Source organism: Flavobacterium fontis (genome assembly GCF_900129405.1).
Taxonomy (GTDB): Bacteria; Bacteroidota; Bacteroidia; order Flavobacteriales; family Flavobacteriaceae; genus Flavobacterium; species Flavobacterium fontis.
In genome coordinates, this window is the sequence record NZ_FQVQ01000018.1 from 38381 (window position 1) to 53732 (window position 15352).

The 15352-nt window shown below is 31.8% G+C and carries 9 protein-coding genes; 8 read left to right on the forward strand and 1 reads right to left on the reverse strand.

Annotated elements, in window-relative coordinates; genetic code table 11:
- Positions 1–22: 22 nt before the first annotated feature.
- The 8 genes from BUC17_RS12745 (at position 23) to BUC17_RS14275 (ending at position 12556) form a co-directional block, all read left to right on the forward strand.
- Positions 23–3190, forward strand: coding sequence for a helicase-related protein (locus BUC17_RS12745; RefSeq protein ID WP_073365119.1), 3168 nt, complete (start codon positions 23–25; stop codon positions 3188–3190).
- A 2-nt stretch (positions 3191–3192) separates the two neighbouring features.
- On the forward strand, positions 3193–3969 hold the full coding sequence (locus tag BUC17_RS12750; RefSeq protein ID WP_073365121.1) for a DUF4391 domain-containing protein: 777 nt from the start codon (positions 3193–3195) through the stop codon (positions 3967–3969).
- Positions 3970–3972: 3 nt separating this feature from the next.
- A complete protein-coding gene (locus BUC17_RS12755) occupies positions 3973–5712 on the forward strand; it encodes a DUF262 domain-containing protein (protein ID WP_073365123.1) in 1740 nt (579 codons plus the stop codon).
- Positions 5713–5819: 107 nt separating this feature from the next.
- Entirely contained in the window at positions 5820–7520 is a 1701-nt protein-coding gene (locus BUC17_RS12760) for a site-specific DNA-methyltransferase (protein ID WP_234977716.1), read from the forward strand.
- Between the two features lie 37 nt (positions 7521–7557).
- Entirely contained in the window at positions 7558–8838 is a 1281-nt protein-coding gene (locus tag BUC17_RS12765) for an AAA family ATPase (protein WP_073365127.1), read from the forward strand.
- A complete protein-coding gene (locus BUC17_RS12770; RefSeq protein WP_073365128.1) occupies positions 8839–9495 on the forward strand; it encodes an HNH endonuclease in 657 nt (218 codons plus the stop codon).
- A gap of 10 nt (positions 9496–9505) precedes the next feature.
- Positions 9506–12022, forward strand: a complete 2517-nt coding sequence (locus tag BUC17_RS12775; RefSeq protein ID WP_234977717.1) for a DEAD/DEAH box helicase family protein — start codon at positions 9506–9508, stop codon at positions 12020–12022.
- 39 nt (positions 12023–12061) lie between these two features.
- A complete protein-coding gene (locus BUC17_RS14275) occupies positions 12062–12556 on the forward strand; it encodes a restriction endonuclease (RefSeq protein ID WP_234977718.1) in 495 nt (164 codons plus the stop codon).
- 143 nt (positions 12557–12699) lie between these two features.
- Here the strand turns inward: BUC17_RS14275 and BUC17_RS12780 are convergent, their stop codons facing one another.
- A complete protein-coding gene (locus BUC17_RS12780; protein WP_073365130.1) occupies positions 12700–13599 on the reverse strand; it encodes a toll/interleukin-1 receptor domain-containing protein in 900 nt (299 codons plus the stop codon).
- Positions 13600–15352: the final 1753 nt, after the last annotated feature.

Here is a 15352-nt window from a genome sequence, read left to right on the forward strand (position 1 = left end):
TTATTTACAATTAGCTATTAAAATGAAAATTATAAATAACCAAGATATCATTCTAATTGATGAACTAAAATCCGTAATCCATAAAAATACATCAATATATATTGCGATAAATTATATTACAATAAGTGCAATATTTGAATTATTAGAAGATTTAACCGAGATATCAAATTTGAAAATACTTATAGACAATGATAAAATAGAAGAAGATTTACGCTTTACATACGATGAAAGGGAATTAAAAAAATATCATGAACTAACTCAAAAATATAGAGCTGAAAAGGTATATGATTTTATACGAGATAAAGTTGAAATCAGAGAAGGAAGTATTGGTGGACAAAAATTTATACTTACAGAAACAAATGGATTAACCAATACATTTCTATTGGCACCCCATGATATAAATTTGACAACATTAGGAGTCCTAAAAAGTGAAATGCCAATATTTTTAAATTCATTTGAAGATTCAAGCAACTCATATACTACCATCTTTAATAATGTTTGGAACAATAGCAAAAAAGATTTAAAAAACACAATTCTGAATAGTATTACAAAGGCCTCAAATCATTATTGCCCAGATGATTTGTATAAATTTACATTGCATAATATTTTTCAAAACAAAACGATTGACGAAAAATCAGAACAGCGTTTAAACCGAACTGGTTTTAAAGAAACAGAAGTTTGGAAAATGTTGTTTAATTTCCAAAAAGATGCTGTTCTTGGTGCTATTGATAAAATAGAAACGTTTGGTGGCTGTATCATTGCTGATAGTGTAGGTTTAGGCAAAACATTTGAAGCTCTCGCAGTAATGAAATACTACAACTTAAGAAATGACAGAATCTTGGTATTATGTCCTAAAAAGCTTCGTGAAAATTGGTTAATCTATAGTTTGATATCAGATGTCAGAAACATTTTAGCTAAAGACAGACTTAATTTTGATGTATTAAATCATACTGATTTATCTCGTGAAAAAGGTATTTCCGGTTTAATCAATTTAGAAACAATTAATTGGGGGAATTATGATTTAGTAGTTATTGATGAGAGTCATAACTTTAGAAACAATGATCCAAGAAAAAACACTGTCTCTCGTTATCAACGTTTGATGCGAGATATCATAAAAACAGGTGTAAAAACTAAAGTCCTCATGCTTTCGGCAACTCCTGTCAATACACGTATGAATGACATAAAAAATCAAATTGCATTTATTACGGAACAAAACGACAAGGCTTTAGAAAATTTTGGAATTCCAAGTATTGACCAAACATTAAGAAAGGCTCAACAGAAATTTAATACTTGGTTAAAAGAAAATCACAATGATAATATTAATCGTGATAGTTTGGTTACTTCACTAAATGGTGATTATTTCAAAATCCTTGATTTACTCACTATTGCCCGTTCTAGAAAACACATTGAAAAATATTATGATGTTTCGGATATTGGTAAATTTCCTGAACGCCTTACACCCATTCCAAAGTACTCTGATTTTGATACTGCGAAAGCATTCCCTCAAATGGATAATGTTAATAACTTATTGAATGCCTTAAATTTAAAGTTCTATTCTCCATTGTACTTTGTACGTGATGACAAAAAGAAAAGTTATGAGGCAAAATATGACTACACTACTTCAACAGGTTCAGTTTTTCGTCAAATAGAACGTGAGGATAGTTTGATCCATCTGATGCGTGTGAATTTGTTGAAGCGCCTAGAAAGTTCTATTCATTCATTTCGTTTGACCTTAAAATCCTTACTCAATCAAATTGAACAATTGTCTGAGAAGATTAAAACGATTCACCAAAACGAATACTTTGATACCGATTTCGACATCAATGAAGTAGAATTTGATGATGACCGACTAGAAGACTTGATTGTTGGTGGTAAAGTAAAAGTGTTATTGCAAGATTTGGATTTAGTTAAATTCAAAGAATATATTGATGATGACAAAAAACGTTTGGAAGAATTGTTATCCATGTCAAATGTTGTTGATGCAACTAGAGATGCTAAACTTAAAGACTTAAAGGAATTAATCATTCAAAAACTTAACAACCCAATTAATAAAGGAAACAAAAAGGTTATTGTATTCTCAGCTTTTGCTGATACTGTATATTATTTATATGAAGAACTTGCCATTTGGTTAAAAGACGAACATGGATTATATTCTGCTTTAGTTACAGGTGGAGATAGTAATAAATCAAATATGCCCAATTGCCGATTGGATTTAAACTCAATTTTGATTCACTTTTCACCATTATCTAAAAAAAGAAATGCAATTTATCCTGAAGAGCAAAATCAAATAGATATATTATTTTGTACCGATTGTATCTCTGAAGGACAAAATCTTCAAGATTGTGATTTCTTAGTAAATTATGATATTCATTGGAATCCAGTACGAATAATACAACGCTTTGGAAGGATTGACCGAATTGGTTCAATCAATGAAAAGATACAACTAGTTAACTTTTTTCCAAATCTTGCTTTGGATAGCTACATAGATTTAATTGCTCGAGTTAAAGGAAGAATGCAATTACTTGATACATCTGCTACTGGTGATGACAATGTAATTGATGAAACGGCTCATTTAAATCAAGATTTAGAATACAGAAGAAAACAATTAAAACAATTACAAAATCAAGTTTTAGATTTGGAAGATATTGAAGGTGGTATTTCAATTACAGATTTAACTTTCAATGATTTTAAAATTGATGCAGATAGATTATCACCCAAAGAAAGAGAAACTTTTCAAATGACACCAAAAGGGATATTTGCTTTGACAGAAAATAATATGCCCGAAGGAAAGAAAGGTGCAATTTTCTGTTTGAAAGATACTAAAGTAACTTTAGATGGAGAGAAATTAACCAATAACATTATTTATCCCTATATCCTTTGTTATGTATCAGAGGAAGGTGAAATTCATATTGCAAATAATAATCCGAAACGCTGTTTAGACTATTATAAAAAACTGTGTTTAGGTCAAACTGAAGTGCTACCAAAATTAATTTCCTCTTTCAATCAGCAGACAAAAAGTGGCCGTTATATGGATAGTTACAAAGAGCTACTGGATATTGCTTTATTACATGCGAAAGGGGCTACAACAGAAATGGGAATAAATTCATTAGCCATGCCAGGAGTTAGCCGATTAACACAAAAAAATGTTGAAGTAACGTATGAACTAATTTCGTTTTTAATAATTAAATAGTTATGGTAAACGAATTGCTTTCAAAATCATTGAAACTTCCTTCACAATGTTGGGTGAAACAAAAATTACCTAAAACATTTTTTAAACGAAATTTTGAACTAACCATATCAGAAAAAAAGTTTTTAGATGAGGGGAATATAATACAGCAGATGGAAGTTACTGCATTGGTTAATGTAGAAACTTCCAACATATCCACGTTTAAAGATGAATATGTAACTTATGAAGAAATCATTTTTATAACGGTACAAACCACTCATGAACAGTTTGATCGTCAAAAAAATAAAATTGTAGATTTCATTCATAAATTCATACCAAACCCTACTGTAGTGATTTTGCATGATGTCAAACAGTTATTATTTAGTGTTGCTGAAAAACGAATTAATCAAAACGACAACTCTAAAAGTGTGGTTGAAAAAACATATATTTCTAAGTCAATAAGTTTTGAAAATCAAGACAATGCAACTTCAAAATTTCTTGATGAATTAAGTTTTGAAAAAGCCAATAAAATAAACCTTTTCAATTATTATCAACATTTTATACAATGCTGTATTGGATTGCAAACTGCACAAATTAACGGTACATTTGTAGCGAGGCCCTATCAAAGGAGTAAAGAAGATGCTTATGTGATGGAAGAAATTGAAACTTTGAAGTATTCCATCGCAGCATTAGAAAATCAGGCCAAAAAAGAAACACAACTCACTGAAATGGTTTTCATAAATACTGAAATTAATAAACACCGTAGTAAAATTGAAGAACTAACAAACAAACTTTCAAAATAACCAATGAATATTCAAAAAGTCCATTTATTAAATTTATTAAATACTGGAACGAATCAATACATCATTCCTTTTTTTCAAAGACCGTATGTTTGGTTAAAAGATGACTGTGAAATATTGTATGAAGATGTAATTGAAACAGCACAAGCCAACAAAACTAATCCACTTAAGGAACATTTTATTGGAACAATTATTACCAAAAACAGTAATAACAGCAGTCAAATGACCGCTAAATACGATTTGGTAGACGGTCAACAACGAATGACCACTTTTTCATTGTTAATTAAAGCATTGGCAAATTGTGTTGACTTAAATCAACCCAATGCCAACTTCTTGTATGACAATATAAATAAGTCATTATTTTTTAACGATGCTTACGGTAAAGTTCATTACAGGATTATGCACAATCGAATAGACACCGTCTATTTTGACAAAGTAATGAGTTCAGATAAAAACACAGTTTTTACAGAACCGGTTGGTAAAAGTAACATCTTGGATACCTATCGCTTCTTTCTTTCGAAGTTCAATGGTTTAACTAACGATGAGTTATTGAATTATAATAATGTAGTTTTACATAAATTTCCCGCTATCAGTATGGTACTTGACGCTCATGATGATGAACAGGAGATATTTGATACAATCAACTCATTAGGTGTTAAGTTAACTACATCTGAATTATTAAAGAACTTTGTGTTCAATGATAGTCAAACGCAAGACCTGTACAAAACGTATTGGGAAGATATTTTTGAATCTGATGAAGAAACCATTAAGTTTTGGAATACTAAAAAAACTGCGGGGCGTTTATACCGTGAGAATATTGATGTTTTATTGTATTGTTATTTATTAATACAAACGCAAAAGGATGTTTCGTTAGAACATCTCTTTAAAGATTATAAAGATTGGCTATCTGGTAAAACTACAGCAGATAAAAGAAACTTTCTGGAAGGTTTAAAAATTTATGCTGAAATCTATGCTTCTTTTCCGTCGGGCACAGAATTAAACAATTTAAAATTTGATGATACGGAAAAACGTTTTTTCCACGTTATCGAAAATTTAAATATCACAACCATCTTCCCGTTGGTCTTGTTTATTTACAAAGAAGTGGCAGACGAAAAAGAACGCGCACAGTGTTTAGCACTTTTAGAAAGTTATCTAGTCAGAAGAAACATTTGCCGTTTGACAACCAAGAACTATAACAATTTGTTTATTTCAATTATTAAAAGTGTAAAAGGCAATTTAATAACTACTGTTTTTGAAGCTTTGCAAAATACATTATTGAGTTATACCGAAGACACTAATCGTTTTCCTGATGATAGTGATGTAAAAAATGCCTTTGCCAACTCAATTTTAAGTAATCAACACGCTAAAGAAACCTTATACATCATTGCATTGTATCAAGTTAAAACGGTTTTAAATGATGTAACCGTTTTGAGTTCAAACAGTTTCTCTGTAGAACACATGATGCCAAAAAAATGGGAACAAAATTGGGGAACATTGAATTCGCAAGAAGAAATCAATCACCGTAATTATAAACTTTTAACGTTTGGAAATTTAACCATCATAACCAAAAACTTAAATAGTAAGTTACGCAATAGCGCCTGGAGTAACAAAAAAACGGTACTTCAACAATATTCTTCTTTACCTTTAACCACTCAATATACGGCTCTAGATGAATGGAATGAAAGTACTATAAACCAAAGAGCCGAAGATTTAGAAACCATTGCCTTACAGATATGGAAAAAATAACATCCCTTACCAGTGCCGACATAGTAGCCGACAACATACAACTCCTGAAACAATTGTTCCCCACGATTGTAAAGGAAAATAAAATTGAACTCAATGAACTCAAAAGTTTGTTGGGCGAAAACGTAGAAGAAAAAGACGAATACTACCGCTTTACCTGGGCGGGTAAAAACCAAGCACGCTTAGAAGCCAATAAACCCACCACTGCTACTTTAAGACCCAACAAAGCAGACAGCAAAGATTGGGACACCACCAGTAATATTTTTATTGAAGGCGACAACTTGGAAGTGTTGAAGCTGTTGCAAAAAAGCTACGCCAACAAAATCAAAATGATTTACATTGACCCGCCATACAATACAGGTAAGGACTTTGTATACAAAGACAACTATGCCGACAACTTAGGCAATTACTTAGAACTCACTGGGCAACTAGACGAAAGCGGCAAAAAAATAAGTACCAATACCGAAAGCGATGGACGTTACCACAGCAACTGGCTGAACATGATGTACCCACGCTTGCGGTTGGCAAGAAATCTTATGACCGATGATGGGGTTATTTTTATTTCTATTGATGATAACGAAGTGCACAATTTGAGAAAATTATGTGATGAAATTTTTGGAGAAGACAACTTGATTGCACAAATATGTCACAAAGCAAGAGCATCCGTTTCAAATGACAAAATAATATCATCAAATCATAATCATATTTTATTTTATGCTAAAGCTAAAAATGTAATATTCGACAACAGAAAAAATATTGGATTAAAACCAAATTTGGAAGGTTTTGATAAATCTGATGAGAATGGATTTTACAAATTAGTTCCAGTTGATGGTCCTGGAGGTGCAAAAAAAGGAAATCCACATTATGAATTTGAAGGTATAACTGGTTATTGGAGATTTTCAAAAGAGAGAATGACAGAAATGTTTAAGAATGGGCAAGTTGTAAAAACAACAAACAACCTACAACAAAAATATTATTTATCAGATGCTAAAAATTCAAGAAGGACAGCAACAACTTGGTGGGATGAAAATTTATATACTTCTACCGCAACAGCAAGATTAAAAACACTTTTAGGATCAAATGCTTTTGATACTCCAAAACCTATTGAATTATTAGAAAAAATGTTAGAATTATCTAATACTCAAAATTCATTAATCCTCGACTTCTTCGCAGGTTCCGGCACCACCGCTCACGCCGTCATGCAATTGAATGCTGAAGATGGTGGTAACCGTAAATGTATTTCGGTACAACTCCCTGAACCCACTGATGAAAAAAGTGAAGCCTTCAAAGCGGGTTATGCTACTATTGCAGAGATTACCAAAGAACGCATTCGTAGAGCCGGTGAAAAAATAAAACAAGATTTTAAGGATAAAGAAGGCATTGAAAAGTTGGATGTAGGTTTTAAAGCCTTCAAATTAGACAGTAGCAACATCGTGGCATGGGATGGCAACCCCGATAAGTTAGCCGAACAGTTGGATGCCTTTGCCAACAACATCAAAACCGATAGAACCGAAGAAGATATTTTATTTGAAATACTTTTAAAATATGGCTTGGATTTAACTGTTGCCATTGAAGAAAAAACCATAGCCGGTCAAAAAGTGTACAGTGTTGGTTTAGGTACGTTGTTTATTTGTCTGGCCAATACCATTACTCCTGAAATTTCAGAAGGCATAGGAGCTTGGAAACAAGAACTCGCCCCTACCCGTTGCCGTGTCATCTATAAAGACACAGGGTTCAACAGCGACAAAGACAAGGTTAATGCCATGCAGATATTGAAGCGGTTTGGGGTTGAGGAGGTGAATAGTATTTAATTTGGTTTGACTATATTTACCAATAAATTCATTTGTAATGAAAATAAACGATATACGTATCATAAATTTCAAAGGAATTGAAGACAAAACCTTTGAATTCAATCCGCATTTTAATGTACTGATTGGAGACAATGGTGCTGGTAAAACCTCTATACTTGACGCAGTTTCTATAGCTATGGGTACCATTCTCATGAAATCTGGTGCCAGTTTTGGATATAGTGGTACAAGAACCAGACCGTTATACAAACATGAAATTAGGAACGTTATCACAGAATTAGGTAAGAAAGAACCACAAGAAGTGACTTTGTTAGGAAGTTTTCAGTATGACAATCAACGATTAAACTGGTGTAGAAGACAACCTAGATTTTCAAAAAATTTAAGTTATAAAGAAGCTTCAATGGTTACTAGTTTAGGAGAATATTTTTCACAAAATATTGAACAACCAATTAATCTTCCTTTATTGGTCCACCATACTACCGCAAGATTATGGGGGAATATTTTTGACAAAAAAACTAAATATGAAAGACTTAGTTCCCGATTTGAAGGATATTATGCTTGCCTTGATTCACGGTCTATCAAAGATAAATTCATTGGCTGGTTTAAAACTTATGAAGATAATATTCTAAAGTTTGAAAAAGATCGAAGTCTGTATAATGCATTTACAAAAGCCATTACTTCTATGGTTAAAGATTGGAGTTACATTCATTACAGTTGGGACCAGGAAGATATTATGGGAAAAACAACTTCAGGCAATTGGACACCATTACGAAATTTAAGTGATGGTTACAGAGGTATTGTACACTTAACTGCAGATTTAGCATATAGAGCTATACAATTGAACCCTCATTTAGGTGCAAGAGCGGTTGTAGATACTGAAGGAATTGTTTTGATTGATGAAATAGATATGCACCTGCATCCAAAATGGCAGAGACATGTCATTGAAGATTTAAAAAGAACTTTCCCTAAAATACAGTTTATTGTCACTACCCATTCGCCTTTTATTGTGCAGTCGTTGAAAAAGGAAGAGGTAATTAGTTTAGATGGTGAAAACATCGATGAGGATCCATTTACTAAAAGTATAGAAGAAATAGCAGAACAGGACATGGATGTTGTTGATGTTAAAAGGAGTCAAAAGTTTCTTCATTTTCAGGAGGTAGCGACACAGTATTTTAATCTTATTGAAGAAGGTAAAAATTCAGAAAATGATGAACAGGTAAGAGAATTAAAAGAAAAACTTGATAACCTTGAACTAGAGTTTAATGATGATCCCGTTTATGTAGCTTTAATGCAGGCTGAACGTAAAACTGAACTTCCATAAATGAGACCAGTAGATAAATCAAGATTTACAACAAATCAAGCTGAGTATGACCCGTATGGTGAAGCCAAACCAGAATTATTTTTAGCTCTTGGCCCTTATTGTTCATACTGTGAAAGAGAGGGTTTTAGCGCAGCACTTGATGTAGAGCATATTGAAGACAAAGATGCTCACCCAGATAAAGAAACCCTTTGGAATAATTTTCTTTTGGGGTGTAAAAACTGTAATTCCATTAAAGGAACAAAAGAAATAGATTTTAACAATATAATTTTACCTCACTTAGATAATACTTTTACTCCTTTTGAATACTTAGAAAGTGGCTATATAAAAATTAAAGATAGTATTACTGAACCATTAAAAACTAAGGTCAACAATCTTCTAAGTTTGGTTGGTTTAGACCGAAGACCTGGTGTTGCCAGTTACAGTAAAAAAGATACCCGATGGCAAGAAAGAAAACAAGTTTGGGAAATCAGTAAAAAGTTTAAACAAAAGTATATTGAAGATAAATGTGATATTGAAACAATAGTTTTTTTATCACAGAATTCGGGCTTTTGGTCTATTTGGATGCATTCTTTTAATGGATTTCCAGAAGTACAAAGAGCATTGATTAATTCTCATGCAGGAACTCGATTAAATTACTTTACTCATATTCCTTTATAATTAACCTAGAATGAAGATAAAATTTGAAAGCGATTTAGAACATCAACAAGATGCTGTTGAAGCTATTGTAGATATATTTAAAGGTCAGGAAGTATGTACTTCTAATTTTACAGTATTCTCCCCAGATTATTTAAATAAGCAAGCAACCACTTTTCAAAACGAATTGGGATATGCCAATAAATTAGTTATCAACGAAGCTCAAATCATTGATAATGCGCAAAAGATTCAGTTACGAAATGGTTTACGCCCATCGTTAGCCAATGAAATAGATAGTAAAAATCTTGACTTCTCCATAGAAATGGAAACAGGAACTGGAAAGACATATGTGTATTTAAAAACAATAATGGAGTTGCAACGACAATATGGATTTAAAAAATTTATTATTGTAGTTCCATCCATACCAATTAAAGAAGGAGTTTACAAGTCGTTGCAAATGACTATGGAACACTTTAACGAACATTATCCAGAAGCTATTTATAATGAAAGAAGTTTCTTTGTTTATGATAGCTCCGATTTATCAAGTGTAAGAGATTTTGCTACTAATGATCGTTTGCAAATTATGGTTATCAATATCCAAGCCTTTGCAAAAGATATAGACGAATCGGCATCAAAAACTAACAGAATCTTACTAGATTATAATGATAAGTTAGGTTACAAACCTATTTCATTATTACAAAACACGCGTCCATTTGTTATAGTTGATGAACCACAATCGACAATGAGCAGTGTTTTGCAAAAGAAATCCATTAAAAACCTGAATCCTTTAGCTGTATTTAGATATTCGGCCACCCATACAGAAAAAATCAATTTGATGTATAAATTGGACGCCGTAGATGCTTACAACAAACAATTAGTAAAACAAATAGAAGTAGCTTCTATTCAGGTTGATGGTGCGGCTTCAAGTGGTGCTTATATTAAATTATTGTCTGTTCAAAATAAAAAAGGAATTACTGCTAGAGTTGAATTAGATTGTAAAACAAAAGATGGGAAATCAAAACGTGAAATCAAAGAATTAAAACAAAATACCGATTTACTACAATTAACTAAACTACCTCAATATGCAGATTATTTTGTTAAAGACATTTATGTTGAGGATGAGTATATTGAATTTACGAACGGAACAGAAATAAGCTTGGGTCATTCTGTTGGAGCTGTAGATGATTTAATGATTAAACGAAGTCAAATCAGAAAGACAATTGAGGAACATCTAGACAAAGAAATAGTACTTAATCCAAAAGGAATTAAAGTATTGAGTCTTTTTTTCATTGATTCAGTTAAACATTATCGTGTATATGATGAGGAGGGAAATGCAAAGAATGGTGAATATGCAAACATTTTTGAAGAAGAATATAAGAGACTAATCCAATCCAGAAAATACCAATCCCTGTTTAATGAAATTTCAGATTTAGAAGAGGAAGCATCATTAGTTCACAATGGATATTTTTCAATTGATAAACAGTCAAAAGCAAGTAATAAGAAAGAAAAATTCGAATTCTTTAAAGATACAACAGGTTCTGTAAAAGCTGATGAGGATACTTACAACTTAATCATGAAAGATAAGGAGACATTATTGTCTATTTATGATGGTGTAGATTATAAGAAAAAGATTCGATTCATTTTTTCGCATTCAGCTTTAAAAGAAGGTTGGGATAATCCAAATGTTTTTCAAATATGTACGCTTAAAGAAGCAGGAAGTTCTGAAGTTAGAAGAAGACAAGAAATTGGACGTGGTTTGCGATTAGCTGTAAATCAGGAAGGGCAACGTGTGTATGGATTTGAAGTAAATACATTAACCGTGATGGCCTCAGAAAGCTATGAGGAGTTTGTTGATGAATTACAAAAAGAAATTGAAAAAGAGACCGGAATTAAATTTGGAGTACTTCAAGAGCATAGTTTTAGTAACATTGTTGTTAGCATGAACGGTAATGACCCAGAATATCTTGGACACCATAAATCAGAAGAAATTTTCAATTACTTTTTATTAAAAGGGTACATTAATGCTAAAGGGAAAATCCAGGATATTCTAAAAGAAGATTTGAAAATTGGAGAAGTAGATTTAGGTCAAGAATTTGAAAAACATATCGAAGAACAGATTATCAAAGAAATTACCAGAACAGCTGGTAAACTTGAAATAAAAAACAACGCTACTAAAGAAATAGTAAAACTAAATAAACAAGTTTTCTTAAGTCCGGAATTCAAAAACCTTTGGGATAAAATAAAATTCAAAACCACCTATTCAGTGGATTTCAATAGCGACAAATTAATTAAAGAATGTATAAAAAACATAAATAATCGTTTGGTTGTTAATGGCGGTAAACTATCTTATGATAAAATTAAATTAAATATAACAGAAGGAGGAGTTACTTTTAATGAACCAAAAACAAATTATGATTTAGTCAAACAAGAAGTTTCAATTTTACCGGACATTATTAGTTACTTACAAAATGAAACCCGATTAACCAGAAAGTCAATTGTAAAAATACTACAGGGCTGTGAAAACCTAAATTTCTTTAAAATAAATCCTTAAAAATACATTGAAGGCTGTATAGACATCATCAATGAACAAATGCGTTTACATATCGTTGATGGAATAGTTTACAAGAAAATTGGAGAAAATGAATATTATAGTCAGGAGTTATTTGAAAATGAAGAACTGTCAGGTTATTTAAAATCAAATATGATTGAAAGTTCGAAATCTCCATTTGAATTCACAATTTATGATAGTTTAGTAGAAAAGGATTTATCAAGAGAATTTGAAAAAAATAATAATGTAAAAGTTTACACAAAACTACCTGATTGGTTTAAAATTGAAACTCCATTAGGAAATTATAATCCTGATTGGGCAGTTTTATTTGAAATTGAAGGTAAAGAACAATTGTATTTTGTTGTTGAAAGTAAAGGATCATTAGGTTATGATTTCTTAAGACCGTCTGAACAAGGTAAAATAGATTGTGGCAAAAAGCATTTTGAAATATTAGCCAAAGAATCTAATACTAACATAAAAATGGAACTTGTTTCAAATGGAGATGAATTTGTGAATATTGCACTAAGTAAAATATAATACTTCAACAATTTTTTATTCATATAAAAATAAATCTTTCTTGAAAGTCAAACGCCAACTTAGCGCGTTCGAGCCATATCTGCTAGCTGCTATTGGTTGGTAATTAATATTTTACAATGACTAATTTTGAATTTGTAACTCAATTAAGATGATAATTTTATTATAGTTCGTGCTAATTCCGTTAGAGGGATGCCATCCCATTGTTCTGTATCCATGTTAATATATTTTGCTGAACCCAAAAAATCTGGTAATAATTTTTCAGGATTATCTTTTATTATTGGAATTATTGTACTACGTAACCTTCCTTTAAGAACTTGATTTGAGAGTATAGAAATTTCATATTCAACGCCACCATAACTGCTTTCATCGTTAGCTTTCTTAGTGTATGCTTCAGAACATACACAAATACATATTGATGATTTGATACCTTTTTCCATAAATTTAGTTATCGGCTGGCCTAATTCTAAATCTTTTTGATCCAGGGTCGCTTTAATTTGTCTTCTGGCCAATTCTTGGGCTAATTTACTGACCCACTTCACGTGTTCATCAGAAAACCAAGAATAAGATATAAATACTGTTGCGATCAGATCTTCTTTTTTTATGATATCAATTCCATTTCCCCAATTCGAACGATAAAATAAGGCTATTGTGTCAATTGAACTTCTTGACCAAGTCCTGCGTGCTGGAGACCATAATTCAATTCGCATATCTAATGTTTGCCTTTCTATATCCTCGGGCAACTTAATTTGTACACAAAAATCTTTTCCCCCTAATGGAGGGATATCAACAATTCTCAAAGATTCTTTTTCGCCTTCATTAAAATCACGATCAGAATCAAAAGTAATTATTTCATGCTGGTTATCAGCATTAGCAAATTTGATTATTATATATGTAGTTGCATATTCTTGAACATTGTTTTTAATTTTCCCAGAAATTTGAAAAGTGCCGCCCGATTCAATTATATAGTTCGATTTCTCTATACTTTCAATATGAAAGTGTGTAAAATGATGTAACGGCCATTGAGACCCAAATTGATTTTCCATATAGTATTGTAAATATAAAATTTAGATTTATTCTTTGTACAATTGCCTGTAACTCTATTATAAATACTAAATCATGAGTTAATGAAACTGTAATCTCTCCTAACTTGATATTTCCCTAAAAAACAAAAGCCAAACAGTTGTTTGGCTTCTACTCGACCGGGGACACCCCAATTCTTTTATCGTTGATACTGTATATCAATTTTATACTGCAAATATAGTAAAGAATTGAATAGAAAAGAATAGAACGAGGTACCAAAAAATTGTTGCTATTCAGTATTCCCTTGAAATTCGAGATTTGAAATTTGAAATTTGAGCTTTGGAATTTGAGATTTGAGATTTGAGATTTGAGATTTGAGATTTGAAATTTGAGATTTGAGATTTGAGATTTGAGCTTAGTCATTAGACTTTAGACGTTGGAATTTGGAATTTGGGATTTAAGATTTGAGATTTGAGATTTGAGATTTGGAATTTGGAATTTGGAATTTGGAATTTGAGATTTGGAATTTGGAATTTGGGATTTGAGATTTGAGATTTGGAATTTGGGATTTGGAATTTGAGATTTGAGATTTGAGATTTGAGCTTAGTCATTAGACTTTAGACGTTGGAATTTGGAATTTGGAATTTAAAATAAAATACTATCTTTGTGAGCAATAATACCCACCATGCCTCTCATCGATGCACACTTTGGTGGGTTTTCGATTTTTTTATACCTTTCTATTCATCTATTCGCCATGCAGTACCAAAAAAATCCTATCACCGTTATTGAACAAATTGAAAAACTTCAATCCCGCGGACTCCGTATTGATAATCTAGGAAAAGCAGCGCATTTTTTGTCTAATATAAGTTATTCAAGACAATTAATTTGAAAATGAGGCAATGTGTCGATGTGTCAATGAGGCAATGTGTCGATGTGTCAATGTGTCGATTTGGTTGTTGGTTGTCGGTTGTCGGTTGTCGGTTGTCGGTTTTTTTAGCTTACTGCACACTAATTGCTAATTGCTGACTGCTATGACTGCTAAAACCACTTACGACTTTTCCACTTACGACTTACGACTATTAATTTGAAAATGAGGTGATTTGAAAATTTGAAAATGTTCCTTCTAATAAAAATCTGTTTACTGACGACTGACGACTGATGACTTACGACTGTTAATTTGAAAATGTGTCGATGTGTCGATGTGCCGATGTGTTGAATTGAAAATTTGTCGATTTGAAGATTTGAAGATTTGAAAATGTTCCTTCTAATAAAAATCTGTTTACTGACGACTTATGACTTATGACTTATGACTTACGACTAATAATTTGAAAATGAGGTGATTTGAAAATTTGAAAATGCTCCTTCTAATAAAAATCTGTTGACTGATTACTGTTGACTTACGACTGGTTGACTTACGACTTACGACTAATAATTTGAAAATGTGTCGATGTGTCGATGTGTCGATGGGGCAATGGGGCAATGTGTCGATGGGGCAATGTGTCGATGTGTCAATGTGTCGATGTGCCGATGTGTCTATGTGTCTATGTGTCTATGTGTCTATGTGTCAATTTGCCGATTTGAAAATGAGCTGATTTGAAGATTTGAAAATGTTCCTTCTAAGAAATACTTGTTGACTTAAGACTCACTACTGATTACTGTTGACTGATTACTGTTGACTGTTCACTGTACTTCCCTAATTAGAGTTGACCGTTTTTAAACATTAATTTCATTGTTAAAAATAGTAATAGATTTTTGCTCAAAAGTACTTTTGAGCAA